The 15938-nt window shown below is 46.8% G+C and carries 20 protein-coding genes; 13 read left to right on the top strand and 7 right to left on the bottom strand.

The window, feature by feature from the left end; all coding sequences use genetic code 11:
* Nucleotides 1-73: 73 nt before the first annotated feature.
* From P404_RS0100400 to sstT, 8 genes are all read left to right on the top strand, one after another.
* A complete protein-coding gene (locus P404_RS0100400; RefSeq protein WP_026829673.1) occupies nucleotides 74-700 on the top strand; it encodes a hypothetical protein in 627 nt (208 codons plus the stop codon).
* Nucleotides 690-1373, top strand: coding sequence for a hypothetical protein (locus P404_RS0100395; protein WP_026829672.1), 684 nt, complete (start codon nucleotides 690-692; stop codon nucleotides 1371-1373). Before P404_RS0100400 ends, P404_RS0100395 begins: the two co-directional genes overlap by 11 nt.
* A gap of 128 nt (nucleotides 1374-1501) precedes the next feature.
* Nucleotides 1502-1810, top strand: a complete 309-nt coding sequence (locus P404_RS0100390) for a hypothetical protein (RefSeq protein WP_026829671.1) — start codon at nucleotides 1502-1504, stop codon at nucleotides 1808-1810.
* 18 nt (nucleotides 1811-1828) lie between these two features.
* Complete coding sequence (locus P404_RS0100385) at nucleotides 1829-2212, top strand: hypothetical protein (RefSeq protein WP_014970234.1); 384 nt, start codon at nucleotides 1829-1831, stop codon at nucleotides 2210-2212.
* Nucleotides 2213-2231: 19 nt separating this feature from the next.
* A complete protein-coding gene (locus tag P404_RS0100380; protein ID WP_026829670.1) occupies nucleotides 2232-2426 on the top strand; it encodes a hypothetical protein in 195 nt (64 codons plus the stop codon).
* Between the two features lie 274 nt (nucleotides 2427-2700).
* On the top strand, nucleotides 2701-2934 hold the full coding sequence (locus P404_RS0100375) for a hypothetical protein (protein ID WP_236624172.1): 234 nt from the start codon (nucleotides 2701-2703) through the stop codon (nucleotides 2932-2934).
* Nucleotides 2935-3060: 126 nt separating this feature from the next.
* Entirely contained in the window at nucleotides 3061-3912 is an 852-nt protein-coding gene (locus tag P404_RS0100370) for a hypothetical protein (protein ID WP_026829669.1), read from the top strand.
* Between the two features lie 423 nt (nucleotides 3913-4335).
* The gene (gene sstT / locus P404_RS0100360) at nucleotides 4336-5607 is read left to right on the top strand and encodes a serine/threonine transporter SstT (protein WP_026829667.1); all 1272 of its coding nucleotides are present in this window, start codon (nucleotides 4336-4338) and stop codon (nucleotides 5605-5607) included.
* A 138-nt stretch (nucleotides 5608-5745) separates the two neighbouring features.
* On the opposite strand, the gene P404_RS0100355 is transcribed toward sstT, so the two are convergent.
* On the bottom strand, nucleotides 5746-6651 hold the full coding sequence (locus tag P404_RS0100355; protein WP_026829666.1) for a TerC family protein: 906 nt from the start codon (nucleotides 6649-6651) through the stop codon (nucleotides 5746-5748).
* A gap of 157 nt (nucleotides 6652-6808) precedes the next feature.
* Here P404_RS0100355 and P404_RS0100350 point away from each other — a divergent pair, with 157 nt between their 5' ends.
* Complete coding sequence (locus P404_RS0100350) at nucleotides 6809-7555, top strand: class I SAM-dependent methyltransferase (RefSeq protein ID WP_026829665.1); 747 nt, start codon at nucleotides 6809-6811, stop codon at nucleotides 7553-7555.
* 124 nt (nucleotides 7556-7679) lie between these two features.
* On the opposite strand, the gene P404_RS0100345 is transcribed toward P404_RS0100350, so the two are convergent.
* The gene (locus P404_RS0100345) at nucleotides 7680-8882 is read right to left on the bottom strand and encodes an MFS transporter (protein ID WP_026829664.1); all 1203 of its coding nucleotides are present in this window, start codon (nucleotides 8880-8882) and stop codon (nucleotides 7680-7682) included.
* A 343-nt stretch (nucleotides 8883-9225) separates the two neighbouring features.
* Between P404_RS0100345 and P404_RS0100340 the strand changes: the two genes are divergently transcribed.
* Complete coding sequence (locus P404_RS0100340) at nucleotides 9226-9555, top strand: winged helix-turn-helix transcriptional regulator (RefSeq protein ID WP_026829663.1); 330 nt, start codon at nucleotides 9226-9228, stop codon at nucleotides 9553-9555.
* Nucleotides 9556-9735: 180 nt separating this feature from the next.
* On the opposite strand, the gene P404_RS0100335 is transcribed toward P404_RS0100340, so the two are convergent.
* Entirely contained in the window at nucleotides 9736-10020 is a 285-nt protein-coding gene (locus P404_RS0100335) for a hypothetical protein (protein ID WP_026829662.1), read from the bottom strand.
* Between the two features lie 15 nt (nucleotides 10021-10035).
* Complete coding sequence (locus P404_RS0100330; RefSeq protein ID WP_026829661.1) at nucleotides 10036-10284, bottom strand: hypothetical protein; 249 nt, start codon at nucleotides 10282-10284, stop codon at nucleotides 10036-10038.
* A 394-nt stretch (nucleotides 10285-10678) separates the two neighbouring features.
* Here P404_RS0100330 and P404_RS0100325 point away from each other — a divergent pair, with 394 nt between their 5' ends.
* On the top strand, nucleotides 10679-10978 hold the full coding sequence (locus P404_RS0100325; RefSeq protein WP_026829660.1) for a hypothetical protein: 300 nt from the start codon (nucleotides 10679-10681) through the stop codon (nucleotides 10976-10978).
* A 56-nt stretch (nucleotides 10979-11034) separates the two neighbouring features.
* Here P404_RS0100325 and P404_RS0100320 read toward each other — a convergent pair whose 3' ends face one another.
* Nucleotides 11035-11544, bottom strand: coding sequence for a hypothetical protein (locus P404_RS0100320; RefSeq protein ID WP_026829659.1), 510 nt, complete (start codon nucleotides 11542-11544; stop codon nucleotides 11035-11037).
* A gap of 116 nt (nucleotides 11545-11660) precedes the next feature.
* On the opposite strand from P404_RS0100320, the gene P404_RS0100315 reads away from it, so the two are divergent.
* Nucleotides 11661-12524 carry a LysR family transcriptional regulator gene (locus tag P404_RS0100315; protein ID WP_026829658.1) on the top strand — a complete coding sequence of 288 codons (864 nt, stop codon included), beginning with the start codon at nucleotides 11661-11663 and terminating at the stop codon, nucleotides 12522-12524.
* A 54-nt stretch (nucleotides 12525-12578) separates the two neighbouring features.
* Here the strand turns inward: P404_RS0100315 and P404_RS0100310 are convergent, their stop codons facing one another.
* Both P404_RS0100310 and P404_RS0100305 read right to left on the bottom strand, forming a co-directional pair.
* Nucleotides 12579-12863 (bottom strand): putative quinol monooxygenase, encoded by a 285-nt coding sequence (locus tag P404_RS0100310; protein WP_026829657.1) that lies wholly within the window; start codon nucleotides 12861-12863, stop codon nucleotides 12579-12581.
* Between the two features lie 58 nt (nucleotides 12864-12921).
* Nucleotides 12922-13584, bottom strand: coding sequence for a type 1 glutamine amidotransferase domain-containing protein (locus P404_RS0100305; protein ID WP_026829656.1), 663 nt, complete (start codon nucleotides 13582-13584; stop codon nucleotides 12922-12924).
* A gap of 319 nt (nucleotides 13585-13903) precedes the next feature.
* Between P404_RS0100305 and P404_RS0100300 the strand changes: the two genes are divergently transcribed.
* On the top strand, nucleotides 13904-15844 hold the full coding sequence (locus P404_RS0100300) for a glycoside hydrolase family 3 protein (RefSeq protein ID WP_026829655.1): 1941 nt from the start codon (nucleotides 13904-13906) through the stop codon (nucleotides 15842-15844).
* The last annotated feature ends 94 nt before the right edge of the window (nucleotides 15845-15938 follow it).

The following is a 15938-nucleotide window of genomic DNA, read 5'->3' as shown; positions in this document are numbered from 1 at the left end:
CAGATACGGCTGAACGTCTGAAGCCGATCAATGGTATTAATTCATATAGAGCAGAATAAAGGGAGCTACCAGCATGATTCAATTGTTAAAACAAATCGACGATGAAGTCTATCATGTCGTCTATCACCAAGAAGGACGCACGTTATTCGTCAGGGAAGGCGTTGCCCGGAAAGAACCGGCCCCGGATAGTGACGATATGATTGAAATTAACGAAGAGACGGCGACTGTCCGTATGCTTTTTAAAAATACGTTTGCCGCCTATCGTCAGAAAAAAGAATGGATGCTTCAAAAGATGGAGGATGGGTATTTGAAAGCACCTTTTTCTCAATCTGAGGCGATGGACTACCGCGCAGATCGGCGCAACATCAAACTGCGCCTCCTGAGTGCTCTATTGCTCATGCTGTGCGGATTATCGACATTGACCGGACTGTTACCAATCCCGGGATATGTTCCGCTTGTGTTCTTTCCTTTCTTTTATCCGATTTACATCGAAGGGAAAACAGCCCGTGCCCGCTTTTATCGTTGGTCGGGAGGCATATTCTTTTTTATATTAGCCGGTTCATCAAAAGAATATTTAAAACCATTTAATCTTTCTGCCAACGGAACCGTCTGCCTTATCGCAGGATTTATCCTCTTGCTGTACGCGACTCAACAACTGAAGGACCTGACGACGAAGGAGATTACGCAGCATGAAGGATAAACAGGCACCACTCATTCAATTAAAACGAGAGATTAGCCAAACCGTCGATTACTGGGTCTGTTACCAGGTGGGACAGACGCTTTATCAGATCTCCGTCCAGGAGCAAACAAATGGTCAAACGAACGAAGGAGAGGTCACCACAGAACGATTTCCATTTTATGTCGGCCTGAAAAAGCGAATGTGTCAGTTAACGGAAGAAAAAGAAGCACTCGGCTTTCGACCGCTGACAGAGGAAGAGCGGGCAACGCATGTCATCGATGAACCGGAAGAACTACCGCTTGATCCGGCCTTTTTTAAGCCGGCAATTCGTTATGCGTGGCTGTTTCTTGCACTTGGGATTGTTCTTTTTCTCATTCCTTCTACGATCTTAAATGGATTGGCGTTTGGCTTAGGATTGTTCGTCTGGTACGAGACGTTTGGGCAAGCCGGTCTGCCATCACTTTTCCGACGGTATTTTCACGGAATGCTTGGTGTTTTGACGCTCTTACAGGTGTTATCTGCTTTTGAACTGGAACGGGAAGTGCAACCGTACTATGCCACTGTCTCGGTTTTGTCTGGGGTGATGTTGGTGTTACTTTTCGTCCAATACCACCTGAAAGAAACAGACCACATCGGACAAGGTGAACGTGTCAGCAGACGAAAGATAAAAGAATATACTGATTGGGAGGAGTGAAACTTAAAATCTCATTCGCTCAACTTTCGGAAGACGTATGAGCTTAACGATCCTGTAAAATATAGGTATCATGTTAATCTGCATGACTCATGAACGGAGTCAGTCGATGCGAGAAGGAGAGTCATGTAATGAGCGTACAATGGAATGATGATTTTATTTTTGAGCTTTTTTTAGTCATCTGGGCAATGGGAGCAATCATCGTCATTATCAGTCAAGCTCGCAACACGAGGAACTTAAAAGCAAGTCTGTTACGAGGAACGGTAGTCAACTTTACCTATACACTCGCCATTTCCTTGATTTGGTTTTTTGCAGTGGCAATCGACGGCGTCAGTCAGGTTCTGGTCGTCTATTTCTTTGGAGGTATCTTCCTGATTCTTGAGGTTCTCCTCCTGGTTGTTCTCTTGATGATTAAACGAAAAAAACAAACTAGCTTTTAACAGGTAAAGGAGTTAAGCATGAATCGTTACACCTGGGTCACCCACGCCGCTACACAACTGTCGATTCTCGATATGAGACGACGAGCGATTGCTTTGTTAGTGAAACACGTCGTTCGTCTTGAAGAACCGAGAGCAAAATCGAGTATGCTGCTCCATATCGGTATGTTGTATCTCGAACTCGGCGAAGAGCAAGAAGCGAGTCGGTTTTTCCTAAAAGGATTGACGATCGTCGAAGCGATGGAACTCGAATATGCCCCGCAGTTTTTAACTATTTTGCAAGTCATTCAACGACAAGAGACAACGATGGTTGCAGACTACTGGATTCAAAACTTTACGGATCGGATTGTAGATCATCCGAAGTTCAAGCGGACGATTACTGGTCTTGCGCTCTATAGAATGTGAAAACATAAGGAGGAGCGTCATGCGTTATGTCCGCTATTTTTTGTACTTCATGATTCTTGTCACGGTCTCGTACTATATTTCGATGTACCTGACATATGACAAAAAGCCATTAATGATGGTACTCAGTTTTTTCATCAAGTTGGCAGTTGTGTTTTCGTTATTGTATTTGGAACGTTTCTTGATTCGACGTACCAAGAGGAAGGAAACGGTTTAAGTCGTTTTCTTCTTTTTCTATACATTAAATTAAAGGAACAGGAAGCACATGAAGAGATCCTTTGGTAAGGCATGTTGTAATTCCAAAGTGCTCTACCAGTACATATGATGACGGCGCTCAATTCGATAACAGTTGAAAAGCAAAGACAAAATTAAAATACGGAGCAGATCGAAATCATCAAAGTGTAAAGGGAAAACGGCACTCGACTTCGCCGTACAACACAGTTATCCGGAAATCGCAACAGTATTATAACCTTGAGCAGGAGGAGATGGACATGAAAAAATGGATCGGTGTTTTGATTATCGTGCAGACGGTTTTGTTCAGCATGCTGATCATTCAACTCAATAAAATGACGGACACAATTGCTGAAGTGGGATCGATCATAGTCACGAAAGACGGAGATCTTGCTTGGGGAGGTGGTTTACCGACAACTGATTATGTCCTGTTCGGAATTCTGATTGTTTTAGGAATTTATCTCGTCATTCCGGAAGATAAAATAAAGTGGTAACCCGTATGAATTCTATTCAACAATGCGCACCAAAAATGCTAAACTGAATGCATGGAATATATTTACTTATTTTCTTATGCAGAAACTGACTGAAACACAACCCACATAAAAAAAGGACGTGAACGTATGAAAAAGGTAACGGTTCGTAAAGCGGTGGCGAGTACGCTTGTAACGGCTCTTGTATTGACGGGAGTCGGAGTAAACAACAATGTAGCGGATGCGGCAACCAAAACGACCCAAGTCGCTAAGAAAAAATTTGACTATAAAAAGTACCGGGCCAAACAAACCAAAGTCGTGGCGTCGTATGACAGCACATTATTCCATCTGGGAAATCTAGGCGGAATCAAAGTACCGGACTACATCACGGATTCTGTTTACCGCGCCAAAGTGGATGCTAATAACAAAAAATCAAAACAATATATGACTGATCGCAAGAAGGCACAAAAAGAAGCGACAGCCCTCAAAAAATTGATTAAAGAAGTAAACACGCAGAAAGAAAAAAAGGTGGCGGACAAACGAATTGCTGCTTTGAAAAAAGAGACAGCCCGTTTGACGACGACATCAAAAGTGTTGACCAAAGAAGGACAGGCCTTGTATAAAGTGATCGTTGACTACGAAAAGAACCAAATCAAGTCATTTGAAAACCAGTACGGATCCATTACAGAAGCCTTAACAGTGCTTAGCTATAAGGACTACGCCGATCGTTTGAGAAACTATCTGAATGCGAATAACTTCAGTGCGGATGCAAAAGCCGAAATTATGGATCAAGTCAATGATCGGCTGCTTGATGCGCGGGAAGAATCATCGGAAATCGTCGGAGACAAACGCGGCGCAATCAAGCTGCTGATTTACGCCGGAAAATTTGAAGAAGCGAATCAACTATTCACGAACACAAAAGAAACGATCATGGTACAAGAGAATGCGCGGTTGGACGCGTTATACACAAAAATCATTGAAGTATACATGACGAAAAAGTAAAAAAACAGCATGATTTTACGACAAAAAGCATCCTTTTTAGATGCTTTTTTTATTTATTTTAATGGAAACGATTGTCGCGAAAAATGAAGGTTCATTTTTTCAAATTGGTCAGTCCATTTTCGTTATTTTTCAAGCAAATAAACGAAAATCAGAAGAAAAGGAAGCACCTCAATCTCTTAATTATGCAAGCGATTGCATACCTGTTCTATTAAAGAGTCATCATAAACAAATCATATTTCTTGCAAAAAACTAGTTTTTATTTCATGAGTTTTATGTAAAAATAGAGAACAACAAACTGATAGAATTTTTAGAAAAATGAACGAACAGACTATCCGTCTTTTTTTGGATAGAAGAGAGAGAGAGAGAAATCGTCGTTTTTCAAATTCTAAATAACTTATTCGTTTTGAGCCTGGAGGGGAACGTATGAAATTGTTGAAGATGTGGAACCAAATCAGTTTAGTGAAACAAATTGCAGTCGGTTTGATTATTGGTATTATCTTAGCTGTATCAATTCCTGAAGCAGCACAATCCTTAACCATCTTTGGAACACTGTTTGTTTCCGCGCTGAAGGCAGTTGCGCCTATTTTAGTATTTTTCCTAGTTATGGCAGCTATTGTGCAGCATAAAAAGGGACAACAGACGAACATGAAGTCGATTGTCTTCTTGTATCTCCTCGGTACGTTCTTAGCGGGAGCCGTTGCTGTCGCATTCAGTTTCCTTTTCCCTGTCAACATCGCGCTGACCGAGAGTACGGAGAAATTAGCTGCTCCGGGTAATGCGATTGAAGTCATCCGGACACTTGTCCTGAATATGGTGGACAATCCGGTCAATGCGTTAGTCCAAGGCAATTACATTGGTATTTTAACGTGGGCCATCGTGTTGGGATTAGCACTGAAAAATGCTTCGGATTCGACGAAAACCTTCGTTTCTAATTTCTCGGATGCAATCGCAAAAATGGTCGGTTGGATCATTAAACTCGCTCCGCTCGGAATTATGGGGATTGTGATTGAGTCGATTACAAAAAATGGTCTCGGATCACTTCTCAACTATGGTAAATTACTTGTTCTTTTGATTGGTACGATGCTGTTTGTTGCGCTGATCGTCAATCCACTGATTGTTTTCATCAACGTCCGTCAAAATCCTTATCCGCTTGTATTCAAATGCCTCCGCGAGAGTGGAATTACGGCATTCTTCACGCGAAGCTCGGCTGCTAACATTCCTGTCAACATGGAATTGTGTAAAAAGCTTGGTCTCGATAAAGAGACATACGCAATCTCGATTCCGCTTGGGGCGACAGTTAACATGGCGGGCGCAGCCGTAACGATTTCGGTCTTGACCCTTGCTGCGGTGAACACGCTTAACATCCCGGTCGATCTTCCGACGGCCATCATCTTAAGCGTCCTGGCTGCTGTCTGTGCCTGTGGTGCTTCCGGTGTTGCGGGCGGATCACTCCTGTTGATTCCGCTTGCGTGTAGCCTGTTTGGTATTCCGAATGAGATCGCGATGCAAGTCATCGCTGTCGGATTCATCATCAGTGTATTACAAGATTCATTTGAAACAGGACTCAACTCTTCGACCGATGTTCTGTTTACAGCGACTGCTGAATTTAAAAAACGGTTAAAAGACGGCGAACAACTGTCAATCAATCGGCCAATCATGGCTGAAGAACCGGTGGAACAAGTCGTCAACAGCTGATCTGTTTATGTCATAAAAAAAAGGTGAAAGACATCCATGATGACCGGATGTACTTTCACCTTTTTTTCGTGGTAATTGGCTTCGTCAAAAACAGGGAGTGGATCAAATGATCCGCTCCCTGTTTACTGTTATACGAATTTACTTCCCGGGCTTCGTCTTATAGAAGCTGTAGAAGACACTGATCAGGATGACTAGGACAATCGTTCCGAGCGACATCCAGATTGGCATTTTGTAGACATCACCGAGAATCATCTTCGCCCCGATGAAGACGAGCATGAAGCTCAGACCGTGTTTCAGGTAGTAGAAGCGATCAATCAGGTTCGCAAGGACGAAGTAGAGACTACGGAGTCCGAGGATGGCCATGATGTTCGCATAGAAGATGATAAACGGATCACGTGAGTACGCGAAGCTTGCAGCGACCGAGTCGACGGCGAAGACGATATCCGAAATCTCGATGAAGATCAGTGCGATCAGTAACGGTGTGAAGAACAACTTACCGTTAATCCGCTGCGTAAACTTACCAGACGAGATGTCTTGTGTGATCGGCAATCGTTTTTCCAACCAACGGACTGTTTTGTTCTCTTCAAGCGACGTTTCCTGCCCGATGTTCTTGAACATCATGTAACCGGTGTAGACGAGGAAAGCACCGAAGATGTAGTAGACCCAAGCGAAGTTCTCAAGAAGCGAAACCCCTGCGACGATGAAGATGACGCGGAAGAAGATAGCACCGAGGATTCCCCAGAACAAGACTTTGTGCTGGTACTTCAACGGAATCGCAAAGTAAGCAAAGACGAGTGAGAAGACGAAGACGTTATCAATCGCAAGTGCCTTTTCGATGAAATAAACGCTCGTGTATTCAATTGCAGCGTCGCTGCCTTGCGCATAGAATAACCAACCGCCAAAGGCGACGGCAAGTCCGATCCAGACGAACGTCCAGGTCCAAGCTTCTCGAAGCGAGACCTCATGGGCTTTCCTGTGAAATACGCCAAGGTCCAGTGCGAGCATGATGAAGACGATGGCTAAAAATACAATCAATAGTGTCAACAGCGCTTCCTCCTTTTAAGTGGTGTTCTGTTTATATTTTGATTATAAGTTCATAAGAACTCAAAGTAAAGCGTTAAGTGTGCTGTTTTTTTAGACATAACACATTTATCACGTTTTCACTTTATAATTCAACATAACAGGAGAAGGAGTTGATCAGATGAAACAACAGAGTGCGATCAACAAAACCGCTTGGGAATACCGGGCCTATGAATTTTGGAATCAACGTGACGGGGCACCGTCTGACAAGGCAAAAGAAATTATGGCTAACCCGAAAGCAAGTCTTAAGAAACATCAGGACTATTTTCAGGAAGTGACCGGCAAACGGATTGCCAATGTGTGTGGATCAAACGGTCGCAAGGCGGTTCCGCTCGCACTGCTGGGTGCGGACGTCACGGTCTTCGACATCTCGGAAGCCAATCGCCGGTATGCACTCGAGCTTGCCGCATGCGCCGAGACAGAGATCGAGTATGTCGTCGGCGATATTTATGATATCGATTTGCATGCCTATCAGCACCAGTTCGATGTTCTGTATCTTGAAGGCGGGATATTGCATTATTTTCATGACCTTGAGGCGTTCACGGCGATTTTGTTTGCCTTGCTCAAACCGGGCGGGAAATTGATTTTGAGTGACTATCATCCGATCAAACATTGTATTAATCAGGAGTTACACTACATCCCGCGTTATTTTGATCAGGATACATATGAAGAGAACATTGCGTACCAATCCCATTTTGATCCGGCTGAACAAGCGGATTTTCCAAAAGTGATGTTGCGGCACTATACGATGAGTGAGATCGTGAACACCGTCATCAGCAGCGGCTTCAGGCTCGCGCAACTGGACGAACATCGGGGGTGGAACGGTGAAAACATCCCGTGGGAATTCACGATTGTCGCAACGAGATAAAACCCAGCATCCGTAAGCGGAGGCCGGGTTTGTTTTTAAAGATGGGCTGCAAACTCTCACCGATTGGTGTCAGGCGATGATGGCTGCCGGTCGTTCGACAACTCCGTGTACATCAGACGTCATGTCATAGGCGTTCAAGACGACGGGAGACCGCAGTCAAAATGACGGCCAAAATGACCATGATGCCACCGACCCACGGTGTATGCACAAGTCCGATTGTGTCGGCGACGAGTCCGCCGATTGTTGCACCAAGTGCGATCCCGATGTTAAAGGCGGAGATGTTTAACGCGGACGCGACATCAACGGCAGCCGGGACATATTTTTCCGCCAACTGGACGATATAAAGTTGGAGTCCCGGGACATTCATGAAGGCGAGCAGCCCCATCAAGATAATCCCGATGATCCCGGCAACTTTAAACGGAATCATGAACGACAAGGCAATCATGACGATGGCGTGGAGAATGAACATATAAAACAACGCTTTGATCGGGTTACCGTTGGCGAGTTTTCCGCCGACGGCATTGCCGATCGCGACGGCAATGCCGTACACGAGCAGAATGATGCTGATTAGGCTCGGACTGATTTTTGTGACGTCCTGCATGATCGGCGTCAAGTAGGTGAAGGCGACGAATGTTCCGCCGTAACCCAGTGCCGTGATCAGGAAACCGAGCATCAGGCGGCCGTTCGTCAACAGTTTAAACATATCGGAAAACTTCGCCGGTGGAGATTGTTTCAAGTCTTTTGGAATCAAGAAGAAACTGGCGATAATTGAGACAAGACCTAATGCAGCAACAGCGAAGAACGTCGCGCGCCAACCGAATGCTTGACCGATGAACGTGCCGAGCGGGACACCCGTGACGGTTGCGACTGTCAGTCCGGTGAACATCAAAGCGATGGCACTGGCTTTTTTATCCGCCGGTACGAGCTGAACGGCGATCGTTGAACCGATCGAGAAGAAGACACCATGTGAGAAGGCGGTGATAAATCGGGCGACGATCAACAGTTCAAAACTCGGAGCGACGGCAGAGACGAGATTACCGGCGATAAAGACGACCATCAACGCCATGAGCAACGTTTTCCGGTTCATCCGGTTCGTCAAAGCAGTCAAAATCGGAGCCCCGACAGCGACACCGATAGCATAACCGGAGATGATCAGACCGGCCAGGGTGATGCCGATGTTTAAGTCGCCGGCGATGGCAGCGAGTAAGCCGACCGGGACAAATTCCGTTGTTCCGATTCCGAAGGCGCTAATAGCAAGTGCGAGCAGGGCGAGGCGACCGTTTTGCGGGACCTGCTCCTGTTCGGCACGCGGGTTTAATTGATTCATGATGATTCCTCCTAAAGTGAGATGGATGATGAAAGTAAATGACGGAAGTGTTCCCAAACGACCGGGCCCGGTTCGCATTGAATGATGAGAAAACGTTTCTGCGTGATCCCATCATAGAGCGGGAAATCCATTTACGGAAGTACGTACTTTTAAGTGCTATAGGCACTAAAAAGTACCTTACCCCCTTCAACTAAAGCAATGGACGAATGCGGCTTGTACTTTCCGTTGACAGTTGTTATCATAAACCCATCAAATTTTCTTGAGAAGTACGCACTTTCAAGTGCGATAGGCACTAAAAAGTACCTGTCCCGCTGTACTTCAAGAATCGAAAGGACGAATCAGCATGGCCTACAATATTCCGGTCGAAGCGACCCTGCAAGTCATCGGAGGCAAATGGAAAGTCGTCATCATGTGTCATCTCATCAAAGGCGAACGCCGGACGAGTGAGTTGAAGAAGCTGATGCCGAACATCACGCAAAAAATGTTGACGCAACAACTGCGCGAGCTTGAACAGGACGGTGTCATCATCCGGACCGTTTACGAGCAGGTGCCGCCGAAAGTCATCTATTCCTTATCCGAATACGGTTGGTCGTTGCGCCCAATCTTAGACGCGATGTGCGCCTGGGGCGAAGGACATATCGACTTGACCGGCGAGGAAGTCGTATCTTCTTAAGCGGAACAAATCAAACGATACGCACAAAAAACGATCGTCTGTCTTCCAGACGGTCGTTTTTTGTGTAGGCATTACTTCAAGAAGGAAGCGGATTCCCGGATAAAAAAAGTGTTTGATGGCATCGTAAACAGAATGCTGGTCCGTGGGTAAGCCACGACTTAAGCGTGATGTATTACCCGTCTAGCGTGTCTCTTTTCCGTGTAGTCCGATGAAAGTGACAAACAATCCGACAGTAAGCGTAAAGGCAAGCATCGCATTTTGATACCATCCTCTCGGGAAAAAATCGACGAGGAACAACAACAGGAACAAGGAGGAGACAATCAGCCGTGCGTCCCGCGTTTGAGGACGGAGCGATTTCCAGTGAATCAACAGCAACAAGGAGGCCAAAGGAGCAACAATATAGGAAATCACAAAAAACGGAAAGCGTTTTAAGTAGAACGGTAACCGTTCAACGGGATCGCTCATGATATTCTCCTTTCCTTACGCATGGAGTTCAACAATTTCTACCCATACTTGATAATAGGTGAGATCTTCGAATGGTATTTCTGCCGTTTGAACCCGGAATTCCGGCACATGCGCCAAATAAAAGGTCAGGGCACAGGCAATCTTATAGTCTGGTGTACAGTAACCGTTAATCGTACGACCGTAGATTTCGTTTGCGAGTGCATCCGCCCAGACGTCTGCCTCACGAAAGGTCTCAAATACGATGGTTTCTTCTTTCCAACGGATCGGCATGCTCGAACCACTCCTTTTATCCTGTTATTCCTATATTCATCATAACAAAAAACGGACGAATGCTCCTGTCAGATAGGCATCCGTCCGTTTAATTAAAATATCGTTGTAGCCGAGTAAACCAGTAAGGTGGACATCGTGAATCGGAAAAGGCGGTCATACCGCGTGAAGAAGCGGCTGAATAGGGAACCGAAAGCCGACCATATTAAAAAGGGAGTCGTGCACTGGATCAACCATGTCGAAACAGCGGGGGACTCGGCGTCTTGGATCGCATCGAGATGCAGGACCGAATGATGCAGGCGATCGGTTTGTATGATCAGTCGAAAGGAATTAGGGGGGGATGGCGTATTCCTTATTAAGGAAATTCATTTCTTAATAGGGGGTAGTCGATTTGAATAGTTCGTTAATGTTTTCGGTCGATGCATGGTTTTACATTTATTTTGCAATTGGGGCAATGGTTGTTTTTCTCATCGGTTACGGGATTGCCAAGAAAACGCAGAAGCAGGACAGTGGCTTTTCGTTTATCCTGCTGATGAGTGTGGTTTTGTTCACGGCTCTAGCTTACTGGTTCAACGGTGCGGCAAGAGAAGTCTTTATGGGAACGTTGCCTTGGCTGATCAATCTCGTATTCGGCGGCGTACTTCTGATCGTGTTCCTTGCCTGCTCCAAAATGATTTTCAAAAGAATTTAAAGGTCAGTCGCTGTCGACGGACGGTTTCTTTCATAGGACCGTCCGTATATAAGTGGTTAAAGAGGGTAACGACTCCCTCGTCGTTCGATGACGAGAATGTGATCCGTGATTTCTTCCGGTTCGTCGTCGAACGCATCATATATGATTCGTTCGGACAACCGGATTTGATATTGCTCCAAACCCTCGACGGTTTGCAAATAGTCCGGCAATCTTTCGGTCGGTTCCGTTAAAGTTGGATAGGTAAACGGAAAATTATCGTCGTTCGGATTGTTTGTATGGATAAAAACGGCGTCCAATCCTGCATCCAGCCGGGACAGTTCGATCCAGAGCTGATACGGCTGCCCCCACGTTTGAAGGGCAGCGTTTAACTCATCCATCAGATGGAACAGTGCCTGGACATGTGCTTTTCGCATTTTAAGGTGACCGTTTCCGCGTCCGTCAAAATCAAGATGGACGTGCCAAAAATTGAACCAGCTGTCGGGACTGAAATCGAGCGGATAGGCGCTGAGTTGTTGTTCCTTTTGCAGATTCCGGAAATATCGGTGTTTGCCTCTGAATTTTTTCATCTGGATCAATCCTTTCTAACTATAAATATTATTATGGATGCTTGCTTGAAATATTATTTGTCTAATGCCTGACGTCTCCCTATACTTAAAGTATCGCAGGAAAAGGAGCGAAGACAATGATTGATTTTGAATGGTACCGGAGCTTCATCCATGTGTACCAACAACGTTCGGTCTCAGCGGCCGCACGGATCCGGTTTTTGACGCAACCCGCCGTCAGCCAGCATATCGCGGCACTCGAGGCGGAATTGCAAAGCTCGTTGTTTATTCGCGCTCCGCGGCAAATGGTTCCGACGGATGCCGGCAAGGAGCTGTATACGCAAGTCGTCGGTTTGATTGACCGCTTGGAAGAACTGTCGCTCGAAATGAAATATGTCGCAGGTGAACAGGTGCGACCGTTGTTGAAGTTTGGTGGTCCGACCGAATTCATTACCCACGAAGTGATTCCGGTCCTACCGCTTGATCTCGCCCAGTACATCGGCGATTTCGGACTGACCGACCAATTACTGAAGCGGCTCGCAGCAGGTGAACTCGACTTTGTCATCTCGACGAAACGTGTCGAAGAACCAGGCATTCAGTTTGTCCCGATTGCTGACGAAGCATTTTTCCTCGTCGCCCCTCACGCCTGGGAGCAACCGGACGATGACTTGAAGGGCTGGATGGATCGTCAGCCGTGGATCAGTTATGGGCTCGAACTGCCGATCATCCGGCGGTATTACCAGACACAGTTCGGTGAACGACCGGACGTCAGGCCCGAGATGGTGTTGCCGAATGTCGATGCCATTTTAAAAGCCGTTGCTTCTTCGCATGGTGTCAGTGTGCTACCGGATTATTTGATTCGCCAAGCGCTCAAAGACGATACGATTCAAGTCATTGCACCGGAACGTTTTGCGACGAACCATATCTACATGGCGTACCGGACGGAGTCGCGGCATGATCCGTTGATGCTCGATATTTTAGCTGCCTTGCAACACAAAAAGTAGGATCCAATTGCGGATCCTACTTTTTTTAGAAAAGGTATTAAGTTCTTATCTAAATTAGATGATTTCGTCTAAGAAAGTCAGTTTCCGGTCAAGAACCAACTCTGCGGTCTGTGTCCGGTACGTTTGATAATGATCAGAAGCGATATGCGCATCAAAGGCGGTCTGATCCTGCCACTGCTCGTAAAAGACGAAGTGGTCTGATGAATCGGCTTCACGATGGAAGGTATACTGCAGGCAACCGGCTTCTGCGCGGGACGGAGCGATAACTGCTTTAACGGCATTAAGAAAAGCGTCACTTTGACCCGGCTTGATCTGAATCTGAGCGATGAGAATAATCATCGATTTTATCTCCTTTCATAAGCGAGACCCGCCTAAATATAGACGGGTCTCTTGTAGATTAGTTAAGCGTTTTGATGACGGCATTTGCAACAGCAACCGTAGATTGTGGATTTTGACCTGTTACAAGATTTCCGTCGACTTGGACGTTTTCTGTAAAGTTGTCGGCGACGATGATGTTCGCACCAAGTTCACGCAGACGTGTCTCAAGCAGGAACGGCATGTAGATGTCGAGTCCTGTCGCACGTTCTTCTTCATCCGTGAATGTTGCGATCGTTTTACCGGCGACGAGTGGTGTTCCGTCTGTCAGTGTCGCACTGACGAGTCCAGCTGGTCCGTGGCAGACGGCAGCAACGGTTTTACCCGCTTCGAACAACGTCCGCAGTGCGTGGTTCAAGGCATCGCTGTGTGGCAAATCGAACATCGTACCGTGACCACCCGGCATGAAGATCGCATCAAACGGACTGAAGTCGCTGATTGATTTCAAATCGAGTGTGTTTTCGAGCAGTGGGGCCGTGGCTTGAATGTCTGCCGGTACTTCGTCTTCGAGGCTGCGGGCGTCGATTGGCGAAAGTCCACCGTTTGGACTGGCGACCGTAATCGTATAGCCTTCTTTTTGGAACGCGACATAGGCTTCGCCGAACTCGGATAACCAAATGCCTGTTGCGTGTCCTTCTTTCATTTCGCTTGCATTTGTAACAACCATTAAGACGTGTTTACTCATGTTCATTTCCTCCTTGGATGTGTTCAGTAATTCGCTACGTGATTAGAATAACGCGGAGTTGATGTAAAAACAAATTAATAAAAATGAGGTTATCCATAAATAAATTTATAGTTAAAAATCTTCGTCTGAATCGCCCGGTAAGAAATTTTATTTCATATTGATTACGCTTTCAAATAAAACATTGTTTCTATTTAAGGAGATTGTTATACTAACGGTGAACGCAGGGGAAGGCATCAACGGCATGACGGTAAACATAGTGGATGGTCAGAAGGATTTAAAAGTTCAAGCCAGGGGTCAAAACAAAAGGGGAGCTGAGCATATGGGACAGAAACTCAACTGGACAGCAACACTCGGATTGACGACGGCGCTACTCGCCACGTCGCTGCCAACACAACCGGTCGCGGCGGAAACGACACCATCCGTTACGCAACGGGTCGACGCACAACTGGAACAGATGACGCTTGAACAAAAAATCGGTCAAATGATCATGCCGGATTTCCGGTTATGGGACGGGGTCAATCATACGCAACTGGCACCGGAAGTCGGACGGGTCATCGACCGGTTTGATTTAGGGGGCGTCATCCTGTTTGCGGAAAACGTCAGCGAGACGGAGCAGACGACGAAACTGGTCCATGACTTGCAGGAGGTCGTCAAGCAGGATACAAGCAACGATATCCCGTTGTTCGTGACGATTGACCAGGAAGGCGGGATCGTGACACGACTCGGAACGGGAACGAATTTACCGGGCAACATGGCACTTGGCGCGACCCGGAGTGCATCCTATGCGGAAGCGGCAGGCGGCATCATCGGGTCCGAATTGAACGCTCTCGGAATCAACGTCAACTTTGGTCCGGTCCTAGACGTCAACAACAATCCGGGGAATCCGGTCATCGGGGTCCGGTCGTTTTCAAGTGATCCGCAGCTGGTCGGGAAACTCGGTTCAGCGATGACGCAAGGCATTCAGGAGCAGGGTGTCGCTGCGACGGCAAAACACTTCCCGGGACACGGGGATACGGAAGTGGATTCGCATTACGGTTTGCCGGTCGTCGATAAATCACTGGCCGAACTGAAACGGCTGGAACTGATTCCCTTTAAACGGGCGATTGCTGAAGGAATCGATATGGTCATGACGGGACATATCGGGATGCCGCAAATCGAAGATGAGGTCGTCGAATCGACACAAGGCACGTTCCCGTTACCGGCGACGTTATCGGATGACGTCATCACCGGCGTCTTGCGGGAAGAGCTCGGGTATCAGGGACTTGTCATCACCGATGCCTTGAACATGCAGGCGATTGCTGACAACTTCACGGAGTCGGAAGCGGTCATCAAGACGTTTAAAGCCGGCGTCGATATCGCCTTGATGCCGACGATTCTCCGGTCGACACAAGACGTGACGAAACTCGAGACGATTTTTGACGACGTGATTGAAGCTGTCGAAAGCGGTGAACTGTTGGAAGCGGATATCGATCAGTCTGTCTCGCGGATTTTGACGTTAAAAGCAACACGCGGCATTTGGAATGAAACGGACACACCGGTCACGCTCGATGAAAAACTGGCGCAAGCAAAAACGGTCGTCGGCAGTCCGGAACATAAGGCGCTCGAACGAAAAATGACGGAAGCGGCGGTCACGCTCGTCAAAAATGACAAGAAAACATTGCCGTTCAAACCCAAAAAAGGGGAGACAATCCTTGTCTTGTCGCCGGCAAAAGATCAGACGGACAGTATGGTCAAGACAATCCGGTCGCTTGAGAAAAATGCCGGGAACCTGAAACACGTGAACATATTGACGGAAAATTATACGACGTCGACGCCACATCTGGAGCAAAATCCGAATCTGCAAGAAAAGCTGGCAGCTGCGGACTACATCATCGTCGGCTCAAACGTCAACAACAGTGACAAGCTGAAAGCGACGTCGGCGGATCATTATGTACCGGCGGAAGTGTTCCGTCAGGCGAAACGGACTAACACACCGTCCGTCCTGCTCAGTCTCCGGAATCCGTATGATGTCGCCGTGCAACCGGACGCGAAAGCGCAGCTGCTTGTCTACGGCTTCAAGGGGGATCCGAACGGTCCGGACTCGGAAGCCGGGAACACGAAATCAGCCGGACCAAATTTACCGGCAGGAATCCGCGCCATCTTTGGTGAAGTGAAACCACAAGGGAAACTGCCGGTTGATGTATCGAAGTTCAAAGACGGCACGTTCCGGAACACACTTCACCTCGAGTTTGGAGACGGGTTCAAGAACTGGAACCGGTAAGGACGATGGGAATAGGTAAGCTCAATCAATCCGATTGGGCTTTCCCTATTGACTCTTTTTGCAATAAAATTTCATTTATTATTAAATTTAATTG

Origin of the sequence: Exiguobacterium antarcticum DSM 14480 (assembly GCF_000685865.1) — a bacterium.
GTDB classification, from domain to species: domain Bacteria; phylum Bacillota; class Bacilli; order Exiguobacteriales; family Exiguobacteriaceae; genus Exiguobacterium_A; species Exiguobacterium_A antarcticum.
Note: the sequence above shows the minus strand (reverse complement) of the source record. Positions and strands in the feature narration are given on the sequence as shown.